The following is a 17,722-nucleotide window of genomic DNA, read 5'->3' as shown; positions in this document are numbered from 1 at the left end:
TCGGGCAAATTACGCCTGACGCGCCAAACGTTCTTCCATGACATCGAACGGCACACCGGGCTCATCCTTGGCACAGCGGATCACCAACGACGTCTTCACACTCGCGACATTTTCTGCCGCTGTCAGATCCCGCATCAAAAAACCCTGAAAGCTCGACAAATCAGGTGCAGCGCATTTCAAAATGAAATCCACCTCGCCATTCAACATATGGCACTCGCGCACCAAAGGCCAACTGCGGCACCGATCTTCAAAGGCGGCCAAATCCGCCTCTGACTGCGAATGCAACCGCACCGACGCAAAGACCTGCACTTCAAATCCCAGCTCGCGGGGATTCACATCGGCATGATAGCCGCGAATATATCCGGCCTCTTCCAGCGTGCGCACGCGCCGTAAACAAGGCGGCGCCGAAATTCCAACACGTTTTGCCAGTTCCACATTGGTCATCCGGCCATCTGCCTGCAGTTCGGCCAGGATCTTCCTGTCGATCTCATCCAGCTTTGATGTGGCCATAGTTTCCTCCGCGCTTCGGCGCGACCTTATCTTTTTACCCGCTTTTGCGCAATAATATTTCATTGCTGCACATGCAAGAGCAATACGAGGTTAATTTGACCCGCCGGGCCATTTCACCACGCTCCGGGGGTTTCCGTTCGATCAAAGGGCGCTTATATCCACTGACCGACAGTTTCGATGGAGGCAAGCCGATGGGCGAGACGAAAAAGACCAAACTGCTGATCATTGGCTCCGGCCCGGCAGGTTACACCGCTGGCGTCTACGCCTCGCGCGCGATGTTGTCACCCGTGTTGGTGCAAGGCCTGCAACCCGGCGGTCAGCTAACCATCACTACGGATGTCGAAAACTGGCCCGGCAAGACCGAGGTTCAAGGCCCTGACCTGATGATCCAGATGGAAGAACACGCCCGCGCGATGGGCACCGAAATCATCGGCGATTACATTGACGGGCTGGACTTAAGCACGCATCCTTTCACCGCCCATGGTGACAGCGGCACAACATATGAGGCCGACGCCATCGTGCTGGCCACTGGGGCGCAGGCAAAATGGATGGGTCTTCCCTCTGAAACCAAATTCCAGGGGTTTGGCGTATCGGCATGCGCCACCTGCGACGGCTTCTTCTATCGCGGGAAAGAGGTCGTGGTGATCGGCGGCGGCAACACCGCCGTGGAAGAGGCGCTGTTCTTGACCAATTTCGCCTCCAAAGTCACCTTGGTGCATCGCCGCGACAGCCTGCGCGCCGAAAAAATTCTGCAAGAGCGCCTGTTCAAAAACCCGAAAATTGAAATGGTCTGGAATCACACCGTCGAAGAGGTTTTAGGAACTGAAGCCCCGTTGGGCGTGACCGGCGTGCGCGTAAAATCCACAGATGACGGCCACGAACGCGAAATCCCCTGCGACGGGTTCTTTGTGGCCATCGGTCACGCACCAGCGTCCGAACTTGTCAAAGACCAACTGAAGCTGATTGATGGCGGCTATGTCTGGGTTGAACCGGGCACAACGCGCACTTCGATCCCCGGTGTTTTTGCCGCAGGTGACCTGACCGACCATGTCTATCGCCAGGCCGTAACCTCGGCAGGCATGGGCTGCATGGCCGCGCTTGATGCTGAGCGCTGGCTAGCAGAAAAAGGCTTGGCGGAATAATTCAACTGCCTGCACACAAAGGAAAGGGCCGCAAATTGCGGCCCTTTCTCATATCTGTCACCGAACCGGCGCACCCGATCCGCGATGTTTTCTTATGCGTCAGTGAACGCTGACGGGCGCCAGATCATTTTCGCGCGCCAAGGAAAACGCCATTTTACGGTCGCGCACCAAGGCCAATTGCTGTCCCTTCGCATCGTGCAAGGAATACAGTTGCGTCAAACCGCCAGCTTGCGCTTGCACGTCTTCGGGGAGTGTAGAGACCAAAACCGGGCGCACATAAACATGGCGCTCACCGTCGTTCGAACCGAAATCGAATTTTGTGTCCATGATATCTCTCCTGTCTATTTAGATAAAACGTCTCGCCGTCGTCATTGTTCCGTTTATTTTCGTTCAATCGGGATCGTCTGGATCACGGGTTCGGGCATCGCGCGGGTCAGGTCGACATGCAAAAGGCCGTTTTCGATCTGTGCGCCCGAAACATCCACCCCATCTGCCAGAACAAAGCTACGCTGAAATGCGCGGGCTGCAATACCCCGGTGCAAAAAGACGCGACCTTCTTCCACATCAGCTTGCCGACCCCGAATTACCAAGGCCCGGTCTTCCATCGTGATCGCCAAATCTTGTTCTGAAAACCCCGCCACAGCGAGTGTTATGCGGAACGAATCTTGTCCAGATTGTTCAATGTTATAAGGCGGATACCCTTCCGCCCCGGTTTTTGCGGTGCGCTCCACCAACCGTTCCAACTGGTCAAAGCCCAGCAGATAGGGATGCGCCCCAAAGCTTAGTTTCGTCATCAGGCAAGCCCTTACTTCAAGCGACGTTGCGGGTCAGGCCCCAGATGCGGCGGCCCGTATTCCTAATATGGGAAGCATATCTCGACAGCACAAGAGCCTGTTCATAAAGGGATAAGCAGGTTTTTTTCCCTTTCGTGAAGAAATTAGTGTATTAATAAACCTTACCGCGAGTCGAGTCAGACAGAAAGTCGCTCGACCGTCAGACAAACAGCCAGGTGTCGCCCTCCCCGCGGCACCGCCAGTCACACGGACACACCCGATGAACGCCCATATCGAAATGGAACACGAAGATGTTCTGCGTGTAAAAATTGAGGTTCTGCGCCGCGAGCACCGCGATCTGGACGAGGCAATCTTGGCCCTGCAAAATTCAGGCCATCCCGATCAATTGCGGATCGTGCGGCTAAAGAAGCAAAAACTGTATCTAAAGGATGAGATATCGCGGATCGAAGACAAGCTGATCCCCGATATTTTGGCCTAAGATCGCTGTAGTGGCCGGTTGATGGTCCTGTAATGCTGAGTTCCCCTTGCGCCGATAGGTTTCGCGCATATAGTGCCGCTTTTTAAAACGGAGGCCAGCATGAGTGTGAAAGTCGGTATTATCATGGGCAGCCAGTCGGACTGGCCCACCATGCGTGAAGCGGCCGTTGTTCTGGACGAGCTGGGCATCCCCTACGAAAAGAAAATCGTCTCTGCCCATCGCACTCCAGATCGGCTGTGGGACTATGGCAAATCGGCAGTGTCTCGTGGTTTGCATGTGATTATCGCAGGGGCTGGCGGGGCGGCGCATTTGCCCGGCATGATGGCATCGAAAACCCGTGTCCCGGTGATCGGCGTTCCGGTGCAAACCCGCGCTCTGTCAGGTGTCGACAGCTTGTATTCCATTGTGCAGATGCCCAAAGGCTTTCCAGTTGCCACGATGGCGATCGGCTCTGCCGGGGCGGCCAATGCAGGCCTGATGGCCGCTGGCATTCTGGCGATCAGTGATCCGACGTTGGGCGAAAAGCTGGACGCGTGGCGTGATGCGCTATCCGCCTCTATCCCGGATGAGCCTAAGGACGAAATCTAATGGCTGATATGTCGTTGCAACCCGGTGCGGTCATTGGGATTTTGGGTGGTGGCCAGTTGGGTCGTATGTTGTCGGTCGCAGCCGCACGGCTGGGGTTCCGCTGCCATATTTATGAACCCAGCCCGCAGGCCCCTGCCGCCGATACTGCGCATCGTGTAACCACCGCCCCTTATGATGATGCTCTCGCACTGCAGGCGTTTGCCGAATCGGTCGATGTGATCACCTATGAATTTGAAAATATCCCCTCCGCCGCGCTGGATCTGCTGGAGCAAATGCGTCCCATCCGCCCCGGCCGCCGGGTGTTAGAAATTTCGCAAGATCGGGTTATAGAAAAATCATTCCTAAATGACATTGGGCTGGCCACTGCACCTTGGGCAAAAGTGACAGATGCCGCGTCACTTGACAGCGCGGTTGCGCAGATCGGCACACCTGCGATTTTGAAAACCACCCGCTTGGGATATGATGGCAAGGGCCAGGCCCGGATTATGTCCGCCAACGATGCTGCCCCGGCCTTGACTGCAATGGCGGGCGCCGAGGCGGTGCTGGAAGGTTTTGTGAATTTCAGCGCGGAGATTTCAGTGATCGCTGCGCGGGGCGCTGATGGTCAGGTAGCCTGCTTTGATCCCGGCGAAAACATCCATGAAAACGGCATCCTGCACACCACCACGGTGCCGGCAAAACTGTCCGAATCTCTGCGCACCGATGCAATTTTGATTGCTGCGCGGATTTTGAATGCTTTGGACTATGTCGGTGTTATGGGGGTGGAGCTGTTCGTGACGCCCGACGGCCTGCTGGTCAATGAAATTGCGCCGCGCGTTCACAACTCGGGTCATTGGACACAGGCTGGCTGCACCGTCGATCAGTTTGAGCAGCACATCCGTGCTGTTGCGGGCTGGCCGTTAGGCGATGGTAGCCGCTATGCCAATGTCGAAATGCTCAACCTTCTGGGCGATGATGTTCTGCGCGTGCCAGGTTTCGCGGCAGAGCCAAAGACCCAGATCCATCTATACGGCAAGGCCGAGGCCAAACCAGGCCGCAAGATGGGGCATATTAACCGGATCATCTGATCTAAGGCCTTGCACATGAAAAAACGGCGGTCTCATAGGCCGCCGTTTTGCATATTCGCCAGTATGTTACGGATGCGTGGCTTATGCGACCTGCGTCATCCCATTGCGCGCCATAGCCCAATCTTTCACCGCGGCGCCAAAGGCCTCAAACAAGGGCCTGGAGACCGCGTCTTGATCAGCCTGCCATTCGGGATGCCACTGCACGCTATAGGTAAAGCCCGGCGCATCACGGACATAGATTGCCTCAACAGTGCCATCTTCGGCACGGCCATCGACAACGATCCGTGGGCCTGGGATGTCCACCCCCTGCCCGTGCAGCGAATTGGTCACAACCTGATCCGCGCCAAAAATCCGGGCGAACCGCCCCCCCGGCGTCAGTGAGACAGTATGACGATTGGTGAACCCATCAGCCAATGTCCCTTCAGTGGGCATCCTATGATTACGCCGTCCTGGCAGGTCACGAATTTCAGGATGTAGGCTCCCGCCCATTGCAACATTGACCTCTTGGAAGCCACGGCAAATCCCCATAAACGGCTGGCCGCGCTCCACACAGGCACGAATCAACGGCAATGAAATCGCATCGCGTCCACGGTCAAACGTCCCATGCGCAGGGGTTTCCTCGGCCCCATATTCCGAGGGATGCACATTGGGTCGGCCACCAGGCAATAAGAACCCATCGCAAAGCTCCAACACCTCCGCGACATTGGTGAACTCCGGGTCCGTTGGGATTAAGATTGGCATACATCCCGAAACCTTGGCTACCGCCTCGGATACCATCGTGCCACCTTCGTGAACCGGATATCGGTCATTCACAAGAATACGGTTGCACAAAATGCCAACGATGGGTCTGGTCATGGGAAACTCCTTTGTCGGCACAAAGGTAAGTCGAGCATTTTTTTCTGAAAAGGCCGTAAACGCGCAAGGGCTGTGCATTTGCGCCAATGACATTCACAAAAAGGCACAGCATCCGCCATGTCGCACACTCGGTGATCACAGGCGCAATCGGCGGCCCCACGGCCGCCGACGTTTGTGATCCCCCTCGATGGGGGACAAAAACGTGCCCCCGTCTAGATCCTTTAACCGTCTTTCAGTGCCCGCCGGCGCGCATGTAGCACAGGCTCGGTATAGCCTGATGGCTGCACCCGCCCCAGAAACACCAGATCACATCCAGCCTGAAACGCCAGCCCATCAAACCCAGGCGCCATCGGCTTATACGCCGGGTCATCCGCATTTTGGCGGTCCACGACCGCCGCCATTTTACGCATTGCATCCATAACCTGCTGATCGCTCACCACGCCATGATGCAACCAATTACTCAGCGCTTGCGAAGAAATACGGCATGTCGCCCGGTCTTCCATCAGCCCGACATCATGAATATCGAGCACTTTAGAACAGCCCACCCCCTGATCAACCCAGCGAACGACATAGCCCAGGATCCCCTGAGCATTGTTTTCAACCTCTGCACGCAGTTCCTCATCCGAGAAATTGCGCCCCTGCGCCAAGGGCAGTGTCAATAAATCCGTCAACCTCGCAGGTCGCGCCAAGGCTGCGATCTCTGCCTGGCGCGCCAAGACATCGACCTGATGATAATGCATGGCATGCAGCGTTGCCGCAGTGGGCGATGGCACCCAGGCGCAATTCGCCCCAGCCTGTGGATGGCCGATTTTCTGCACCAACATATCCGCCATCAAATCCGGCATCGCCCACATACCTTTGCCGATTTGCGCGCGCCCAGATAGACCACAACGCAGGCCGATATCAACATTGCGGTCCTCATAGGCAGAAATCCACGCCTGAGACTTCATCTCCCCCTTGGGCAGCATCGCTCCGGCTTCCATACTGGTATGAATTTCATCGCCAGTGCGGTCCAGAAAACCGGTGTTGATGAACGCCACGCGCGATTTCGCCGCCCGGATACATTCTTTCAAATTGACCGAAGTCCGTCGTTCCTCATCCATGATGCCCAGCTTGACCGTGTTGGCGGGCAGGCCCAAGACTTCTTCGACAAAGTCAAACACGGCACAGGCAAATGCGACCTCATGCGGGCCATGCATCTTGGGTTTGACGACATAAACCGACCCAGTTTCAGAATTTCGAGGCGCTTCGGTCTTTTGCAAATCATGCAGCGCACATAGCGTGGTGACCATCGCATCCATCAGTCCCTCGAAGGCTTCATGGCCATCACGGTCCAAAATGGCGGGATTGGTCATCAGATGACCAACATTGCGCACCAACATCATCGCCCGCCCTTTCAGGCTGACCGTACCACCCTCAGGCGCGTCAAATACCAGATCAGGGTTCAGCACGCGGGTGAAATTCTGCCCACCCTTGGTCACGGTCTCCGCCAAGTCACCGCGCATCAGCCCAAGCCAATTGCCATAGGCAAGCACCTTGTCTTCGGCATCAACCGCTGCGACAGAATCTTCGCAATCCATAATCGAAGACAGCGCGGATTCCAATTTCACATCCGAGATATGGGCCGGATCCACCGCGCCGATCTGATGGTCAGCATCACGATCAATGATTACATGCAAACCATTGTTCTTCAGAACAATCGCATCAGGATCCTCGGCATCACCGCGCAAGCCAACAAATTGCGCGGGGTTCATCAAACCGGTCTGTTCCGTCCCGGAAACGAATAAGCCACCATTGGCGACGCGCAGCCCCGTCACATCCGCCCAACGCCCAGCTACCAGCGGGAAATGCTTGTCTAAGAACGCCTTCGCAGCTGCCACGACCCGCGCCCCACGCGCCGCATCAAACCCTTTGCTATCAGGCAGGTCGCCCAGCGCATCGGTACCATAATAGGCGTCATACAATGACCCCCAACGCGCATTGGCAGCGTTCAGCGCATAGCGCGCGTTCATAATCGGCACGACCAATTGCGGACCGCATTGAGACGCAAATTCTGGATCTGTCTGCGGGGTTTCAATGGTGAAATCATCGCCCTCAGGCACAAGGTAGCCGATATCACGCAGAAAATCTTGATAGGCCACATTGTCATGGGGCGCATCGCGATGATGCAAATGCCAATCGTCAATTTGCGACTGCATCTTTTCGCGCGTCTCCAACAATGCGCGGTTCTTTGGCCCGAATTCATGCACCAACATGGAAAGCCCGGCCCAGAACCTGTCCGGCACAATTCCCGTCCCCGGCAAGGCACGGGTTTCAATGAAATCCGCAAGCTCTTGCGCAACCGACATCTCTACCCGTTTTACCCGGTTGGTCATATGGCTCTCCTGATGGCTATTTGCGCGCAGTGTGCGCAAGCCAATCGGAACTGTCCAGAACCTGGAGGCGGGAAATTGCGTATGATCGTGCCCGCAATTCGTGCTGGCACAGTCATACGAAGTCGTTTTTACTGTAAAATGCCACTTTCTTCTGCAATGGCAGTGTCTTGTTGCACAGCGCTGGGTGATGCCACCTCATTTGGGGTGGTCGACACACCCGCACCATCCAAAGGCGCCTGCGGTGTGGCACCGCGCATCTCTAACGTGGTGCCAGCCGCGGCCGGGGCAAGCGCCGCCTGTTCACGCGCCACATTTTGGGCGCCCGCGCTTTCGGTCAAATAGCCCTGTTCGGACGTTATCGCGGGCCTGCCGCTTACCACATCCGGGGCAGATTCAAACGCTCCCGCCAGCCACGCACCAATCATGATCAGCGCAAAAACGACTACGGCAAACATCGTCCACAGCGCACCGCGATGATGTGTGTAGTCACGTGACAGTTCAGTTTCTGAGACAGACATTTCGGATCTCCAATGATTTGTGATCACATCGCGGTGGTGTTGCTTGAACACCTCCGCTTGGCCGCTTAACGTCTGCCCCCTGATCCAGTTCCAAAGGAGCCTGTCATGGACGGCACCATTCGCCTTGCAGATTATCGCGCCTACCCATTCACCATCGACCATGTGGCGCTGACCTTCCGCCTGTCGCCCGGGGCTACCCGCGTCAAAAGCCTGTTGCATATGGCACCGACAGCGCCGAATGCGGACCTGCATCTGGATGGCGAAGAGCTGTCACTTATTTCTTTGGCGATCAATGACAGCCCTCTGAATAAAAAAGAATATTCCGTCACCCCGACTGGGCTGACCATTGCTGCAAGCGCTGTACCGACAACCGCCTTCACCCTGTCCTGCGAAGTCGAAATCGCCCCCAATGCCAATACCGCGCTTGAGGGGCTGTATATGTCCAACGGCATGTATTGCACCCAATGCGAGGCCGAAGGGTTCCGCAAAATCACCTACTACCCGGATCGCCCAGATGTGATGGCGCGCTTTCATGTACGCATCGAAGGGGATCTGCCGGTCTTGCTGTCAAATGGCAATCCGGCCGGCAAAGGCGAAGGTTGGGCCGAATGGGATGATCCTTGGCCCAAACCTGCATATCTGTTCGCGCTGGTCGCCGGCGACCTTGTTGCAACCTCTGGCTGTTTCACCACACGCTCGGGCCGTAATGTTGATCTGAACATCTATGTGCGCCCCGGCGATGAAGATCGCTGTGATTTTGCGCTTGAAAGCCTGAAATTATCAATGCAATGGGACGAAACCGCCTATGGGCGTGAATATGATCTGGACCTGTTTAACATCGTTGCCGTTGATGATTTCAACATGGGCGCGATGGAGAATAAAGGGTTGAATATCTTTAACTCTAAACTGGTTCTCGCGTCCCCGGAAACGGCGACGGACACCGATTATATGCGCATAGAAGCGGTGATCGGACATGAATATTTCCACAATTGGACCGGCAACCGGATCACCTGCCGTGATTGGTTCCAACTGTGCCTGAAAGAGGGGCTGACCGTATTCCGCGATCAAAGCTTTACGCGCGATGTACGCCTTGGCCCGGTCAAACGGATCGAAGATGCTGCCACTTTACGCGCACGCCAATTCCGCGAAGACCAAGGACCGCTGGCACATCCCCCGCGGCCCGACCACTACCGTGAGATCAACAATTTCTACACCGTCACTGTTTATGAAAAAGGCGCCGAACTGGTCGGGATGTTAAAACGGCTTGCAGGCGATGATGGCTATAAGACCGCGCTGGATTTGTATTTCGACCGCCATGATGGTCAGGCCTGCACAATCGAAGACTGGCTGAAGGTGTTTGAAGACACGACCGGGCGCAATCTGGATCAGTTCAAACTGTGGTATACCTCTGCCGGGACGCCGCGTCTGGACGTGACCGAAGAATGGGACGGCGACACACTGACCCTGACCTTCACCCAAAGCACCGCACCGACACCCGGTGACCCGACCAAAGCGCCACGCCACATCCCCATTCAGATCGGCCTATTGGCGCCCGATGGCACAGAGGTTGTGCCCACCACCTTGCTGGAAATGACAGAGGCCACGCAGAGCTTCCATTTCCCCGGCTTAAGCGAACGGCCGACTGCATCTATCTTGCGCGATTTCTCGGCCCCGGTGATGTTGGCCCGGGATCTGTCGACGGCGGATCTGGCATTTTTGCTGGCGCATGACACCGATGGGTTCAATCGCTGGGATGCGGGCCATAGCCTGGCCAAGACCACGCTGATTGCGATGACCACCGGTGCCGATCCATCTGATGATTTCCTAACGGCAATCGGCGGGCTTCTGGCCGATGACAGCCTTGATCCGACCTTTCTGGCACATTGCCTTTCGCTGCCCAGCGATGATGAGCTGGCGCAGGCGATCTTCGCCAGCGGCAAGACCCCTGACCCCGATGCGATCTATGTCGCGCGCGCCGATCTGGCCCGCAAAATCGCCCAGACACATCAGACCCGCCTGGAACAGCTGTATGACGCGACCGAGGTCAAAGGCCCCTATAGCCCGGACGCACATTCAGCAGGCCAACGCGATTTACGCCGCGCATGTCTGGGTCTGTTAAGCCATATCGACGCGGGCCACCGGGCGCAGGCCCTGTTCGATAGCGCAAGCAATATGACCGACAGCCTTGCGGCGTTGACAACGCTGATCCGTCACGGGCGCGGGGCGCACGCACTGGAACAGTTCCGCGAGCGCTGGAAAGACAACCGTCTGGTGATGGACAAGTGGTTCATGGTGCAGGTTGGGGCCTGCCCACCCAAAGATGCAATTGCAACGGCACAGGCGCTCGCCGAAGATCCATTGTTTGACTGGAAAAACCCCAACCGCTTTCGGTCGTTGATCGGCGGCTTAGTGGCCAATCATGCGGGCTTTCATGCGGCCAATGGCGATGGCTATGCCTTTTTGGCCGATTGGCTGATCCGGCTGGACCCGATGAACCCGCAAACCGCGGCGCGCATGTCCACCAGCTTTGAGACATGGCGCCGCTATGACGCCACGCGCCAGGCCCATATTCGCGACGAGCTGACACGGATCAGCCAAACCCGCGGCCTATCGCGTGATTTGTCGGAAATGACCCAGCGCCTGCTGGGATAAGCCGCCCACACAACGAAGCTTGGGCGCGGCTGGCCCTTGCCCAAGCCGCGCCCCTGTCCTAGAAGGCATGAACATCTGCAACGAGGATCTTGACCATGCTCGACCATCTCAGCTTTGAGGCCCCTAAACCGAAAATCATCTCCGGTGCGAAATCGGATTGGGAGCTGGTGATCGGCCTTGAAGTGCATGCGCAGGTCAGCTCAAACGCGAAACTCTTTTCTGGTGCGTCCACGACATTTGGCGCAGAGCCGAATTCAAATGTCGCCTTTGTTGACGCGGCCATGCCCGGCATGTTGCCTGTGATCAACGAATATTGCGTTGAACAAGCTGTGCGCACAGGGCTGGGCCTAAAGGCCGAGATCAACCTGTTTTCGGCCTTTGATCGCAAGAACTATTTTTACCCGGATTTGCCGCAGGGCTATCAAATCAGCCAGCTGTATCATCCCATCGTCGGTGAAGGTGAAATTATCGTCGATATGGCACCGGGCGTCGCACGGCGTGTCCGTGTGGAACGGATCCATCTGGAGCAAGATGCGGGCAAATCGATCCATGACATGGATCCCACCATGTCCTTTGTGGACCTGAACCGGACCGGCGTTGCGCTGATGGAAATCGTGTCGCGCCCCGATATCCGTGGCCCGGAAGAAGCCGCCGCCTATGTGGGTAAGCTGCGCCAGATCCTGCGCTATTTGGGCACATGCGACGGCAATATGCAAAACGGCAACCTGCGTGCTGATGTGAACGTGTCGATTTGCCAGCCCGGCGCCTATGAGAAATTTGTCGAAACCGGTGATTTCAGCCATCTTGGAACGCGCTGTGAAATCAAGAATATGAACTCCATGCGGTTCATTCAGGCGGCGATCGAATATGAAGCCCGCCGGCAAATCGCCATTGTCGAAGATGGCGGCAAGGTGGACCAAGAAACCCGCCTGTACGATCCAGACAAAGGCGAAACGCGGTCTATGCGCTCAAAGGAAGAAGCGCATGATTATCGCTATTTCCCCTGCCCCGATCTGTTGCCTTTGGAAATCGAACAGGGCTGGGTGGATGATATCGCGGCCACCATGCCCGAACTGCCCGATGGCAAAAAGGCCCGTTTCGTGCGTGAATTCGGCCTGTCGGAATATGATGCCAGCGTCTTGACCGCCGATGTGGGAAACGCGGATTACTTTGAAGCAGTTCTTACGGTTGGCAATGACGGCAAACTGTCGGCCAACTGGGTCATCAATGAGCTGTTCGGTCGCCTGAAAAAAGACGACAAAGATATTTTGGAAAGCCCGGTGTCACCCGAGCAGCTTGGCAAAATTGTCGGTCTTATCAAAAAGGGCGACATTTCGGGTAAGATCGCCAAGGATTTGTTTGAAATCGTCTATACTGAAGGCGGCGACCCAGAGGCGTTGGTGGAAGAACGCGGCATGAAGCAGGTTACTGACATGGGCGCGATTGAGGCGGCCGTAGATGCGGTGATCGCAGCCAATCCGGCACAGGTCGAAAAAGCCAAGCAAAACCCAAAACTGGCGGGCTGGTTCGTGGGTCAGGTGATGAAATCCACCGGCGGCAAGGCCAATCCGGCCGCAGTGAACGAGCTGGTGTTGAAGAAGCTGGCGCAATAATCGCCAGAGTTTGAGAATGCAAAAACAGGCGGTCTGTTGGACCGCCTGAGATATTATTTGAAATTCCGGCTTTCTTTCAGCTGATCCCAGGCCCAGACAACCTCTTGCAGCATTTCTTCCTGGCTGCGGTCGCCGCCGTTCATATCCGGGTGCAGCACTTTGATCAGCGCCTTATAGGCCTTGCGGATCTCGGCTTTGGTGGCGGTGTCTTTCACATCTAGAATGCCCACGGCCTTCCGCTCTGTCGGGGGTAATTTGCGACCCACCACATTACGCCCTGGGTTTTTGGTCGCGTTATCGCCCAAAATTTCTTGCGGGTCTGAAATGCCGTGACGCGCCCAGCCCAATCGTTCGTCATTGGCACGGTTGAACGGCTTTGTCGGGCGCTCCCAAACCGTCGCATTCTCCAAAAACTTCTGGAACTCTTCCTCGGACTGGCCCTGAAAATAGTTCCAGTTGGAATTATATTCACGCACGTGATCTTTGCAGAACCAGAAAAAATCATCCAGCACCTTCGGATTCTTCGGTGCACGGTATTGGCCCGACTCGGTGCAGCCTTCACGGTCGCACACACGGGTCGAGGTTTCAAAAGCGCCGGACATGCCGCGCTTTCCTTTTTGTCGACGTTTCTTATCTGCCGCAGCAGAAATATTGAAACCGAAAGGATCGTTCTTTTGCATCTGGGTCAATTCTCCGAAACTCAGCGCATTTAGGGGGAGGTGCGCACTTGACCGTCTTGTTCAACTCGGGCCACGCACCATAATCTATTTCACCAAAGTTGAAAGAGGCCGTGCCCATGCCAAGCGAAAATATATCAGTTGCGGAGCAAATCCGCGAGCGGCTCATGCCGCTATCACCAGAGCTTTTGGATATAATCGACGAAAGCCACCTGCACGCTGGACATTCTGCCCAAGCCCGTGCCGGCGAAAGCCATTTCCGTATCCGTCTAAAAGCCAGCAGCCTGGCAGATATGGGGCGTGTGGCGCGCCACCGCAAGGTCCACGCCCTAATCGGGGCTGATCTGATCGCACGGATCCATGCGCTGGCGCTGGACATTGACACATAACCGCCCTCGGTTATTCGTCGTAATCCTCTTGGTCTTTAGGGGATTGGTCCGAATGGCTGCGTGATGCCGGGCCCAGCTTCGGGCTTGGCCCCTCGGCCACGGCGGCGGATAGGGCCATTGCACGGCGCTCTGCACTTGAAAGCGGCGGGGTCTGCGGCGCGACCTCATCATTGGCAGCAGTGTCGTCCAGATCCGCACCGTCCATCACATCTACATGGGCAGATGGTGCAAGGGCGCGACGAAATACCAAAAGATTATAATACACAGTGGTTTTGCCGGTCAGGCCCGCGCGTTCTTCGGCAGGTAGGGTTTCGGCACGCTGGAATTCCCATCCCTTGGTCGCCATGCGGTTCAATGTATCGGCCATGGTCTGCGCGAAACGTTCCACACCGGTCTTCAGACCGCGTGACTTTTCGCCTTTGGCAGGCGCTGATAGCACCTTATATTCATATTGCTGCATCGCTGCGCCTTGTCGTTTTTGTGAATGGCGGATGAAGGGCCGAAATTTGACGGCATGACGTTTTCGGCCATGCAGCCCCTTCCGTCAAGTGACGGTTGGGTGAGCCGCGCGTTAAATGCTGACGCCCCCCATCGCTGATCCAGCCTATTGTTCATACAGTTCTAATGGCAGCCCATCGGGATCGGCAAAAAATGTGAACCGCTTGCCCGTCAGCTCATCCACCTGGATTGGCTCCACGGTGATCCCATGCCCCGTCAGATAAGCGGTCCACTCGTCAATATCGGCTACGCGAAAGGCCAGATGGCGCAGCCCCTGCGCCTCGGGTCGGCTAACGCGCGGGGGTGGTGTGGGGAACGAAAACAGCTCAATCTGCGTGCCATCCGGCAGCGCAAGGTCCAGCTTATAACTGCCGCGGGCCTCACGGTAAGTTTCAGCAATGATCGGCAGCCCCATCACCTGATGATAAAACTGACGCGAACGCGCGTAATCCGCGCAGATGATCGCAACGTGATGGGTGCCGATCAAATCGGGGCGTGCAACGGTCAATGATCTGCCTCCGGCGATTTAGATTTGGAAAACAGGCCAAATAGTGGTGCAAGGATCATCGTCATCAACGGGATCAATACCAGACCATAGACTAACCCGAAGATGCCATCAAAGAACGCTGTCACCGCCCATTCGGTCAGGCCCAGCCATGCCTCCGGCACCATATGGCCCACTGCCTGCGCCTGATGATGCACCCAGTCATAGGCCACCGGCCAGCCCAATTCGGCCAAACCATGCAAGATGATGTTGCCGCCAACCCAGATCATCGCGGCAGTGCCCACGATCATCAGGGCTTTCATGAACCACGGCATGAACCGCACGATCCCCCGTCCCAACGCACGGGTCACACCCAATTTTCCCACCTCAGCCAACCACAGGCCAACATCATCGGCCTTTACGATCACAGCCACACCGCCATAGACCACAGCAGTGATGCCGATACCCACCAAGGCCAGCGTGATCGCCACGATCCACAGTGGGTCCCCTTCGGGCAGCGCCGAAAGTGCGATGGTCATAATCTCGGCCGATAAGATGAAATCGGTTTTAACAGCGCCTTTGATCTTGGACGCTTCCAGATGCGCACTGGGCAGATCCTTTGGCGCCTCGCCGCCGCTGGGATGGTGCGGATGCAAAACATGCCAGATCTTTTCCGCCCCCTCGAAGCAAAGATAAGACCCGCCCAGCATCAATAGCGGTGTGATCAGCCAGGGCGCAAATGTCGTCAGCAGCAAAGCCGCAGGCAGCAAGATTAGCAGCTTATTCTTAATTGAACCCAATGCGATCTTGCCCACAATCGGCAATTCTCGCGCCGGAGCAAAACCGTGGACATATTTCGGCGTCACCGCGGCGTCATCAATCACCGCGCCTGCCGCCTTGGCCCCAGCCTTCGCCGCCTGACCGGCGATATCATCAATCGAAGCCGCCGCGACCTTGGCGATCCCCGCCACATCATCCAGAAGCGCCAGAAGACCGCTCATATAATTCTCCTTCACCGTAATTCACCCGACCCTATGACAGGTCTGCTTACAGCCGCAACGCCTTAGAGCGCGCAAAGGTCCACCTAACCAGCCGATCTGCACATAGGCCCCGCCATGGGCGCCGCGAAAGGCAGCATTGCGAGTGTAACTCTGCGCCTGCCGCCCTCTTGCAGCCACGTTCAATATGTTCCACAACTCTGCAAAGCGCCGCGCAACGTTACGCGGTGATCTAAAGAAAGGTGCGACAGATGCTGGATATGAACGCGAAACCCACCGAGGAAATCGATGTCCGCGAGGTGTTCGGCATTGATAGCGACATGAAGATAAAAGGTTTTCTGGAGCGCACAGAGCGCGTTCCAGAAATCGACAGCACCTATAAATTTGATCGTGATACCACGTTGGCCGTATTGGCAGGTTTTGCCTTTAACCGTCGTGTTATGATCCAGGGCTATCACGGGACCGGCAAATCGACCCATATCGAACAGATCGCCGCCCGGCTGAACTGGCCGACGGTGCGTGTAAATCTTGACAGCCATGTCAGTCGGATCGACCTGATCGGTAAGGACGCGATCAAACTGGTAGATGGCAAGCAGATCACTGTGTTCCACGAAGGCATCCTGCCTTGGTCGCTGCGCAACCCAACCGCTATTATCTTCGATGAATATGATGCGGGCCGCGCCGATGTGATGTTCGTCATTCAGCGCGTTTTGGAGGCCGAGGGCAAATTGACGCTGCTTGACCAGAACGAAGTGATCACACCGAACCCGTATTTCCGCCTATTCGCCACAGCCAACACCGTTGGTCTGGGCGATACGACTGGCCTGTATCACGGCACGCAGCAAATCAACCAGGGCCAGATGGACCGTTGGTCGCTGGTCGCCACGCTGAACTATCTGTCACATGACGCTGAAGCGGCCATCGTGTTGTCGAAGAACCCCAATTACAACACCGAAGCAGGACGCAAAGTCATCAGCCAAATGGTGCATGTTGCCGACCTGACGCGAACCGCCTTTATGAACGGGGATTTGTCGACGGTGATGTCCCCGCGGACGGTGATTGCCTGGGCACAAAACGCACGTATTTTCAACAACGTCGGCTATGCGTTCCGCCTGACCTTCCTGAACAAATGTGACGAGCTAGAGCGCCAGACCGTCGCAGAATTCTATCAGCGCCTGTTCGACGAAGAACTCCCCGAAAGCGCTGCGACAATGGCATCGTAACGCCGAATTTATGACCGAATGCAAAAGGCGTGCCAGACGGTGCGCCTTTTATTTTGCCGCTGTTCTCCATTCAGCTTTTGGCAAGATTTGCAGCGCAGATTGCGCCCATGCATCATATTCTACGTTCCACGATTTTATTGACGCTGTGCTGCGTGTTTTTAACCGCCTGTATCAGCCGGTCTCCTTTGACGGCGCGCAAGGTTCTGCGCAACTGTGTCCGGATCTATGAAGGCCGGCCCGACCGCGCAGAGGAACACGCGCTTGCCGTGCAAGCCCTGCGCAATTACACCACACCCCATAGTGGCGCGCTACGCGTGATCCTATCACCCCATGTCACGCAGATGCCACGCACTGTGCGCAGTTGTGACAAGGCAATTTTGATGACGAAAAACAGCACAACTGAGCGTCGAGAATAACACGCCATGCGTGCATTCAGAATTTTGAAATCTTCCTGTGGGAGGGTTTCATTATGTGCTTCTTCTCCCGATGGTTCATCTGCTTTCTTGCCCTGTGCCTGTCTGCCGCGCCCATCCGCGCCGCCGAAATCGCAGAGCTGGAGCGGGTCTTTGCCACCTGCACCGGTCGACTGACCGCGCAATTGCAAGACGAAAGCCTGTGGGACACGCCGCAGACAGACCAACTGCGCAAAAGTCACGCAGCAATGGAGGAATTGCTGCTGGCGGTCGCAAATCCGGAAAATGGCCGTGCCCGCTTGACCTTGCGCGTTGAAGCGCGATTGGCCCATGCCCGGCTTTTGCGCGCGGCGCGATTTTCAAAGGATCCACGACAGGCGCAATGGGCCCAGCGTCGCGCTGCGCACCTGATCAATGACTGCGTGTCGATGCTGATGTCGTAGGCCGC

General features: G+C 56.3%; 20 protein-coding genes. 10 read left to right on the top strand and 10 right to left on the bottom strand.

Translation table 11 applies throughout. The annotated features are described in order from the left end of the window. Nucleotides 1-9: 9 nt before the first annotated feature. Complete coding sequence (locus tag BFP70_RS08100) at nt 10-510, bottom strand: Lrp/AsnC family transcriptional regulator (RefSeq protein ID WP_066010839.1); 501 nt, start codon at nt 508-510, stop codon at nt 10-12. Nucleotides 511-701: 191 nt separating this feature from the next. Here BFP70_RS08100 and trxB point away from each other — a divergent pair, with 191 nt between their 5' ends. Next, nucleotides 702-1,652 (top strand): thioredoxin-disulfide reductase, encoded by a 951-nt coding sequence (gene trxB / locus BFP70_RS08095; protein WP_066010838.1) that lies wholly within the window; start codon nt 702-704, stop codon nt 1,650-1,652. Between the two features lie 99 nt (nt 1,653-1,751). Here trxB and BFP70_RS08090 read toward each other — a convergent pair whose 3' ends face one another. After that, nucleotides 1,752-1,979, bottom strand: a complete 228-nt coding sequence (locus tag BFP70_RS08090; RefSeq protein WP_066010837.1) for a DUF1150 family protein — start codon at nt 1,977-1,979, stop codon at nt 1,752-1,754. Nucleotides 1,980-2,032: 53 nt separating this feature from the next. Then, a complete protein-coding gene (locus BFP70_RS08085; protein WP_066010836.1) occupies nt 2,033-2,446 on the bottom strand; it encodes an Hsp20 family protein in 414 nt (137 codons plus the stop codon). A gap of 259 nt (nt 2,447-2,705) precedes the next feature. Here BFP70_RS08085 and BFP70_RS08080 point away from each other — a divergent pair, with 259 nt between their 5' ends. The 3 genes from BFP70_RS08080 (at nt 2,706) to BFP70_RS08070 (ending at nt 4,579) form a co-directional block, all read left to right on the top strand. Then, on the top strand, nt 2,706-2,924 hold the full coding sequence (locus tag BFP70_RS08080) for a YdcH family protein (RefSeq protein ID WP_066010835.1): 219 nt from the start codon (nt 2,706-2,708) through the stop codon (nt 2,922-2,924). Between the two features lie 99 nt (nt 2,925-3,023). Beyond that, entirely contained in the window at nt 3,024-3,512 is a 489-nt protein-coding gene (gene purE / locus BFP70_RS08075) for a 5-(carboxyamino)imidazole ribonucleotide mutase (RefSeq protein ID WP_066010834.1), read from the top strand. Continuing rightward, nucleotides 3,512-4,579, top strand: coding sequence for a 5-(carboxyamino)imidazole ribonucleotide synthase (locus tag BFP70_RS08070; RefSeq protein WP_066010833.1), 1,068 nt, complete (start codon nt 3,512-3,514; stop codon nt 4,577-4,579). Before purE ends, BFP70_RS08070 begins: the two co-directional genes overlap by 1 nt. A gap of 81 nt (nt 4,580-4,660) precedes the next feature. Here BFP70_RS08070 and BFP70_RS08065 read toward each other — a convergent pair whose 3' ends face one another. The 3 genes from BFP70_RS08065 to BFP70_RS08055 all read right to left on the bottom strand — a co-directional run bounded on the left by BFP70_RS08065 (nt 4,661) and on the right by BFP70_RS08055 (nt 8,327). Further along, the gene (locus BFP70_RS08065) at nt 4,661-5,434 is read right to left on the bottom strand and encodes a gamma-glutamyl-gamma-aminobutyrate hydrolase family protein (protein WP_066010832.1); all 774 of its coding nucleotides are present in this window, start codon (nt 5,432-5,434) and stop codon (nt 4,661-4,663) included. 221 nt (nt 5,435-5,655) lie between these two features. Then, nucleotides 5,656-7,809 (bottom strand): malate synthase G, encoded by a 2,154-nt coding sequence (locus tag BFP70_RS08060; protein ID WP_066010831.1) that lies wholly within the window; start codon nt 7,807-7,809, stop codon nt 5,656-5,658. 128 nt (nt 7,810-7,937) lie between these two features. Beyond that, a complete protein-coding gene (locus tag BFP70_RS08055; protein WP_066010830.1) occupies nt 7,938-8,327 on the bottom strand; it encodes a hypothetical protein in 390 nt (129 codons plus the stop codon). Between the two features lie 105 nt (nt 8,328-8,432). Between BFP70_RS08055 and pepN the strand changes: the two genes are divergently transcribed. Together pepN and gatB are read left to right on the top strand one after the other, a co-directional pair. Then, complete coding sequence (gene pepN, locus BFP70_RS08050) at nt 8,433-10,979, top strand: aminopeptidase N (protein ID WP_066010829.1); 2,547 nt, start codon at nt 8,433-8,435, stop codon at nt 10,977-10,979. A 95-nt stretch (nt 10,980-11,074) separates the two neighbouring features. Then, nucleotides 11,075-12,592 carry an Asp-tRNA(Asn)/Glu-tRNA(Gln) amidotransferase subunit GatB gene (gene gatB, locus BFP70_RS08045; RefSeq protein ID WP_066010828.1) on the top strand — a complete coding sequence of 506 codons (1,518 nt, stop codon included), beginning with the start codon at nt 11,075-11,077 and terminating at the stop codon, nt 12,590-12,592. A gap of 53 nt (nt 12,593-12,645) precedes the next feature. On the opposite strand, the gene BFP70_RS08040 is transcribed toward gatB, so the two are convergent. Next, nucleotides 12,646-13,272, bottom strand: a complete 627-nt coding sequence (locus tag BFP70_RS08040; RefSeq protein WP_066010827.1) for a DnaJ domain-containing protein — start codon at nt 13,270-13,272, stop codon at nt 12,646-12,648. Between the two features lie 116 nt (nt 13,273-13,388). On the opposite strand from BFP70_RS08040, the gene BFP70_RS08035 reads away from it, so the two are divergent. Further along, entirely contained in the window at nt 13,389-13,658 is a 270-nt protein-coding gene (locus tag BFP70_RS08035) for a BolA family transcriptional regulator (protein WP_255356640.1), read from the top strand. 10 nt (nt 13,659-13,668) lie between these two features. On the opposite strand, the gene BFP70_RS08030 is transcribed toward BFP70_RS08035, so the two are convergent. The 3 genes from BFP70_RS08030 to BFP70_RS08020 form a co-directional block, all read right to left on the bottom strand. Then, a complete protein-coding gene (locus BFP70_RS08030; protein WP_066010826.1) occupies nt 13,669-14,118 on the bottom strand; it encodes a DUF4177 domain-containing protein in 450 nt (149 codons plus the stop codon). Nucleotides 14,119-14,262: 144 nt separating this feature from the next. Beyond that, nucleotides 14,263-14,664: a VOC family protein gene (locus BFP70_RS08025; RefSeq protein ID WP_083217397.1), complete on the bottom strand. Its 402-nt coding sequence runs from the start codon at nt 14,662-14,664 to the stop codon at nt 14,263-14,265. Continuing rightward, the gene (locus BFP70_RS08020) at nt 14,661-15,641 is read right to left on the bottom strand and encodes a DUF808 domain-containing protein (protein ID WP_066010825.1); all 981 of its coding nucleotides are present in this window, start codon (nt 15,639-15,641) and stop codon (nt 14,661-14,663) included. The genes BFP70_RS08025 and BFP70_RS08020 overlap by 4 nt, the downstream gene beginning before the upstream one ends. Before the next feature lie 248 nt (nt 15,642-15,889). Here BFP70_RS08020 and cobS point away from each other — a divergent pair, with 248 nt between their 5' ends. The 3 genes from cobS to BFP70_RS08005 are packed head-to-tail and all read left to right on the top strand — an operon-like array spanning nt 15,890 to nt 17,717. Further along, complete coding sequence (gene cobS / locus BFP70_RS08015) at nt 15,890-16,861, top strand: cobaltochelatase subunit CobS (RefSeq protein WP_066010824.1); 972 nt, start codon at nt 15,890-15,892, stop codon at nt 16,859-16,861. 53 nt (nt 16,862-16,914) lie between these two features. Beyond that, entirely contained in the window at nt 16,915-17,277 is a 363-nt protein-coding gene (locus tag BFP70_RS08010) for a hypothetical protein (protein WP_176715515.1), read from the top strand. Nucleotides 17,278-17,330: 53 nt separating this feature from the next. Then, the gene (locus tag BFP70_RS08005; RefSeq protein ID WP_066010822.1) at nt 17,331-17,717 is read left to right on the top strand and encodes a hypothetical protein; all 387 of its coding nucleotides are present in this window, start codon (nt 17,331-17,333) and stop codon (nt 17,715-17,717) included. Nucleotides 17,718-17,722 lie beyond the last annotated feature (5 nt).

The organism is Thioclava sp. SK-1 (assembly GCF_001705665.1).
Lineage (GTDB): Bacteria > Pseudomonadota > Alphaproteobacteria > Rhodobacterales > Rhodobacteraceae > Thioclava.
The sequence above is the reverse complement of the archived record's forward strand: the minus strand, read 5'-3'. Positions and strand labels throughout refer to the sequence as shown.

Excerpts from the sequence above, each read along its gene's own strand:
- cobS (WP_066010824.1), top strand. The coding sequence starts at position 15,890 with ATGCTGGATATGAACGCGAAACCCACCGAGGAAATCGATGTCCGCGAG.
- BFP70_RS08090 (WP_066010837.1), bottom strand. The coding sequence starts at position 1,979 with ATGGACACAAAATTCGATTTCGGTTCGAACGACGGTGAGCGCCATGTT.
- BFP70_RS08085 (WP_066010836.1), bottom strand. The coding sequence starts at position 2,446 with ATGACGAAACTAAGCTTTGGGGCGCATCCCTATCTGCTGGGCTTTGAC.
- BFP70_RS08065 (WP_066010832.1), bottom strand. The coding sequence starts at position 5,434 with ATGACCAGACCCATCGTTGGCATTTTGTGCAACCGTATTCTTGTGAAT.
- BFP70_RS08100 (WP_066010839.1), bottom strand. The coding sequence starts at position 510 with ATGGCCACATCAAAGCTGGATGAGATCGACAGGAAGATCCTGGCCGAA.
- trxB (WP_066010838.1), top strand. The coding sequence starts at position 702 with ATGGGCGAGACGAAAAAGACCAAACTGCTGATCATTGGCTCCGGCCCG.
- BFP70_RS08070 (WP_066010833.1), top strand. The coding sequence starts at position 3,512 with ATGGCTGATATGTCGTTGCAACCCGGTGCGGTCATTGGGATTTTGGGT.
- BFP70_RS08030 (WP_066010826.1), bottom strand. The coding sequence starts at position 14,118 with ATGCAGCAATATGAATATAAGGTGCTATCAGCGCCTGCCAAAGGCGAA.
- BFP70_RS08005 (WP_066010822.1), top strand. The coding sequence starts at position 17,331 with ATGTGCTTCTTCTCCCGATGGTTCATCTGCTTTCTTGCCCTGTGCCTG.
- BFP70_RS08055 (WP_066010830.1), bottom strand. The coding sequence starts at position 8,327 with ATGTCTGTCTCAGAAACTGAACTGTCACGTGACTACACACATCATCGC.
- pepN (WP_066010829.1), top strand. The coding sequence starts at position 8,433 with ATGGACGGCACCATTCGCCTTGCAGATTATCGCGCCTACCCATTCACC.
- purE (WP_066010834.1), top strand. The coding sequence starts at position 3,024 with ATGAGTGTGAAAGTCGGTATTATCATGGGCAGCCAGTCGGACTGGCCC.
- BFP70_RS08080 (WP_066010835.1), top strand. The coding sequence starts at position 2,706 with ATGAACGCCCATATCGAAATGGAACACGAAGATGTTCTGCGTGTAAAA.
- BFP70_RS08040 (WP_066010827.1), bottom strand. The coding sequence starts at position 13,272 with ATGCAAAAGAACGATCCTTTCGGTTTCAATATTTCTGCTGCGGCAGAT.
- BFP70_RS08020 (WP_066010825.1), bottom strand. The coding sequence starts at position 15,641 with ATGAGCGGTCTTCTGGCGCTTCTGGATGATGTGGCGGGGATCGCCAAG.
- BFP70_RS08035 (WP_255356640.1), top strand. The coding sequence starts at position 13,389 with ATGCCAAGCGAAAATATATCAGTTGCGGAGCAAATCCGCGAGCGGCTC.
- gatB (WP_066010828.1), top strand. The coding sequence starts at position 11,075 with ATGCTCGACCATCTCAGCTTTGAGGCCCCTAAACCGAAAATCATCTCC.
- BFP70_RS08060 (WP_066010831.1), bottom strand. The coding sequence starts at position 7,809 with ATGACCAACCGGGTAAAACGGGTAGAGATGTCGGTTGCGCAAGAGCTT.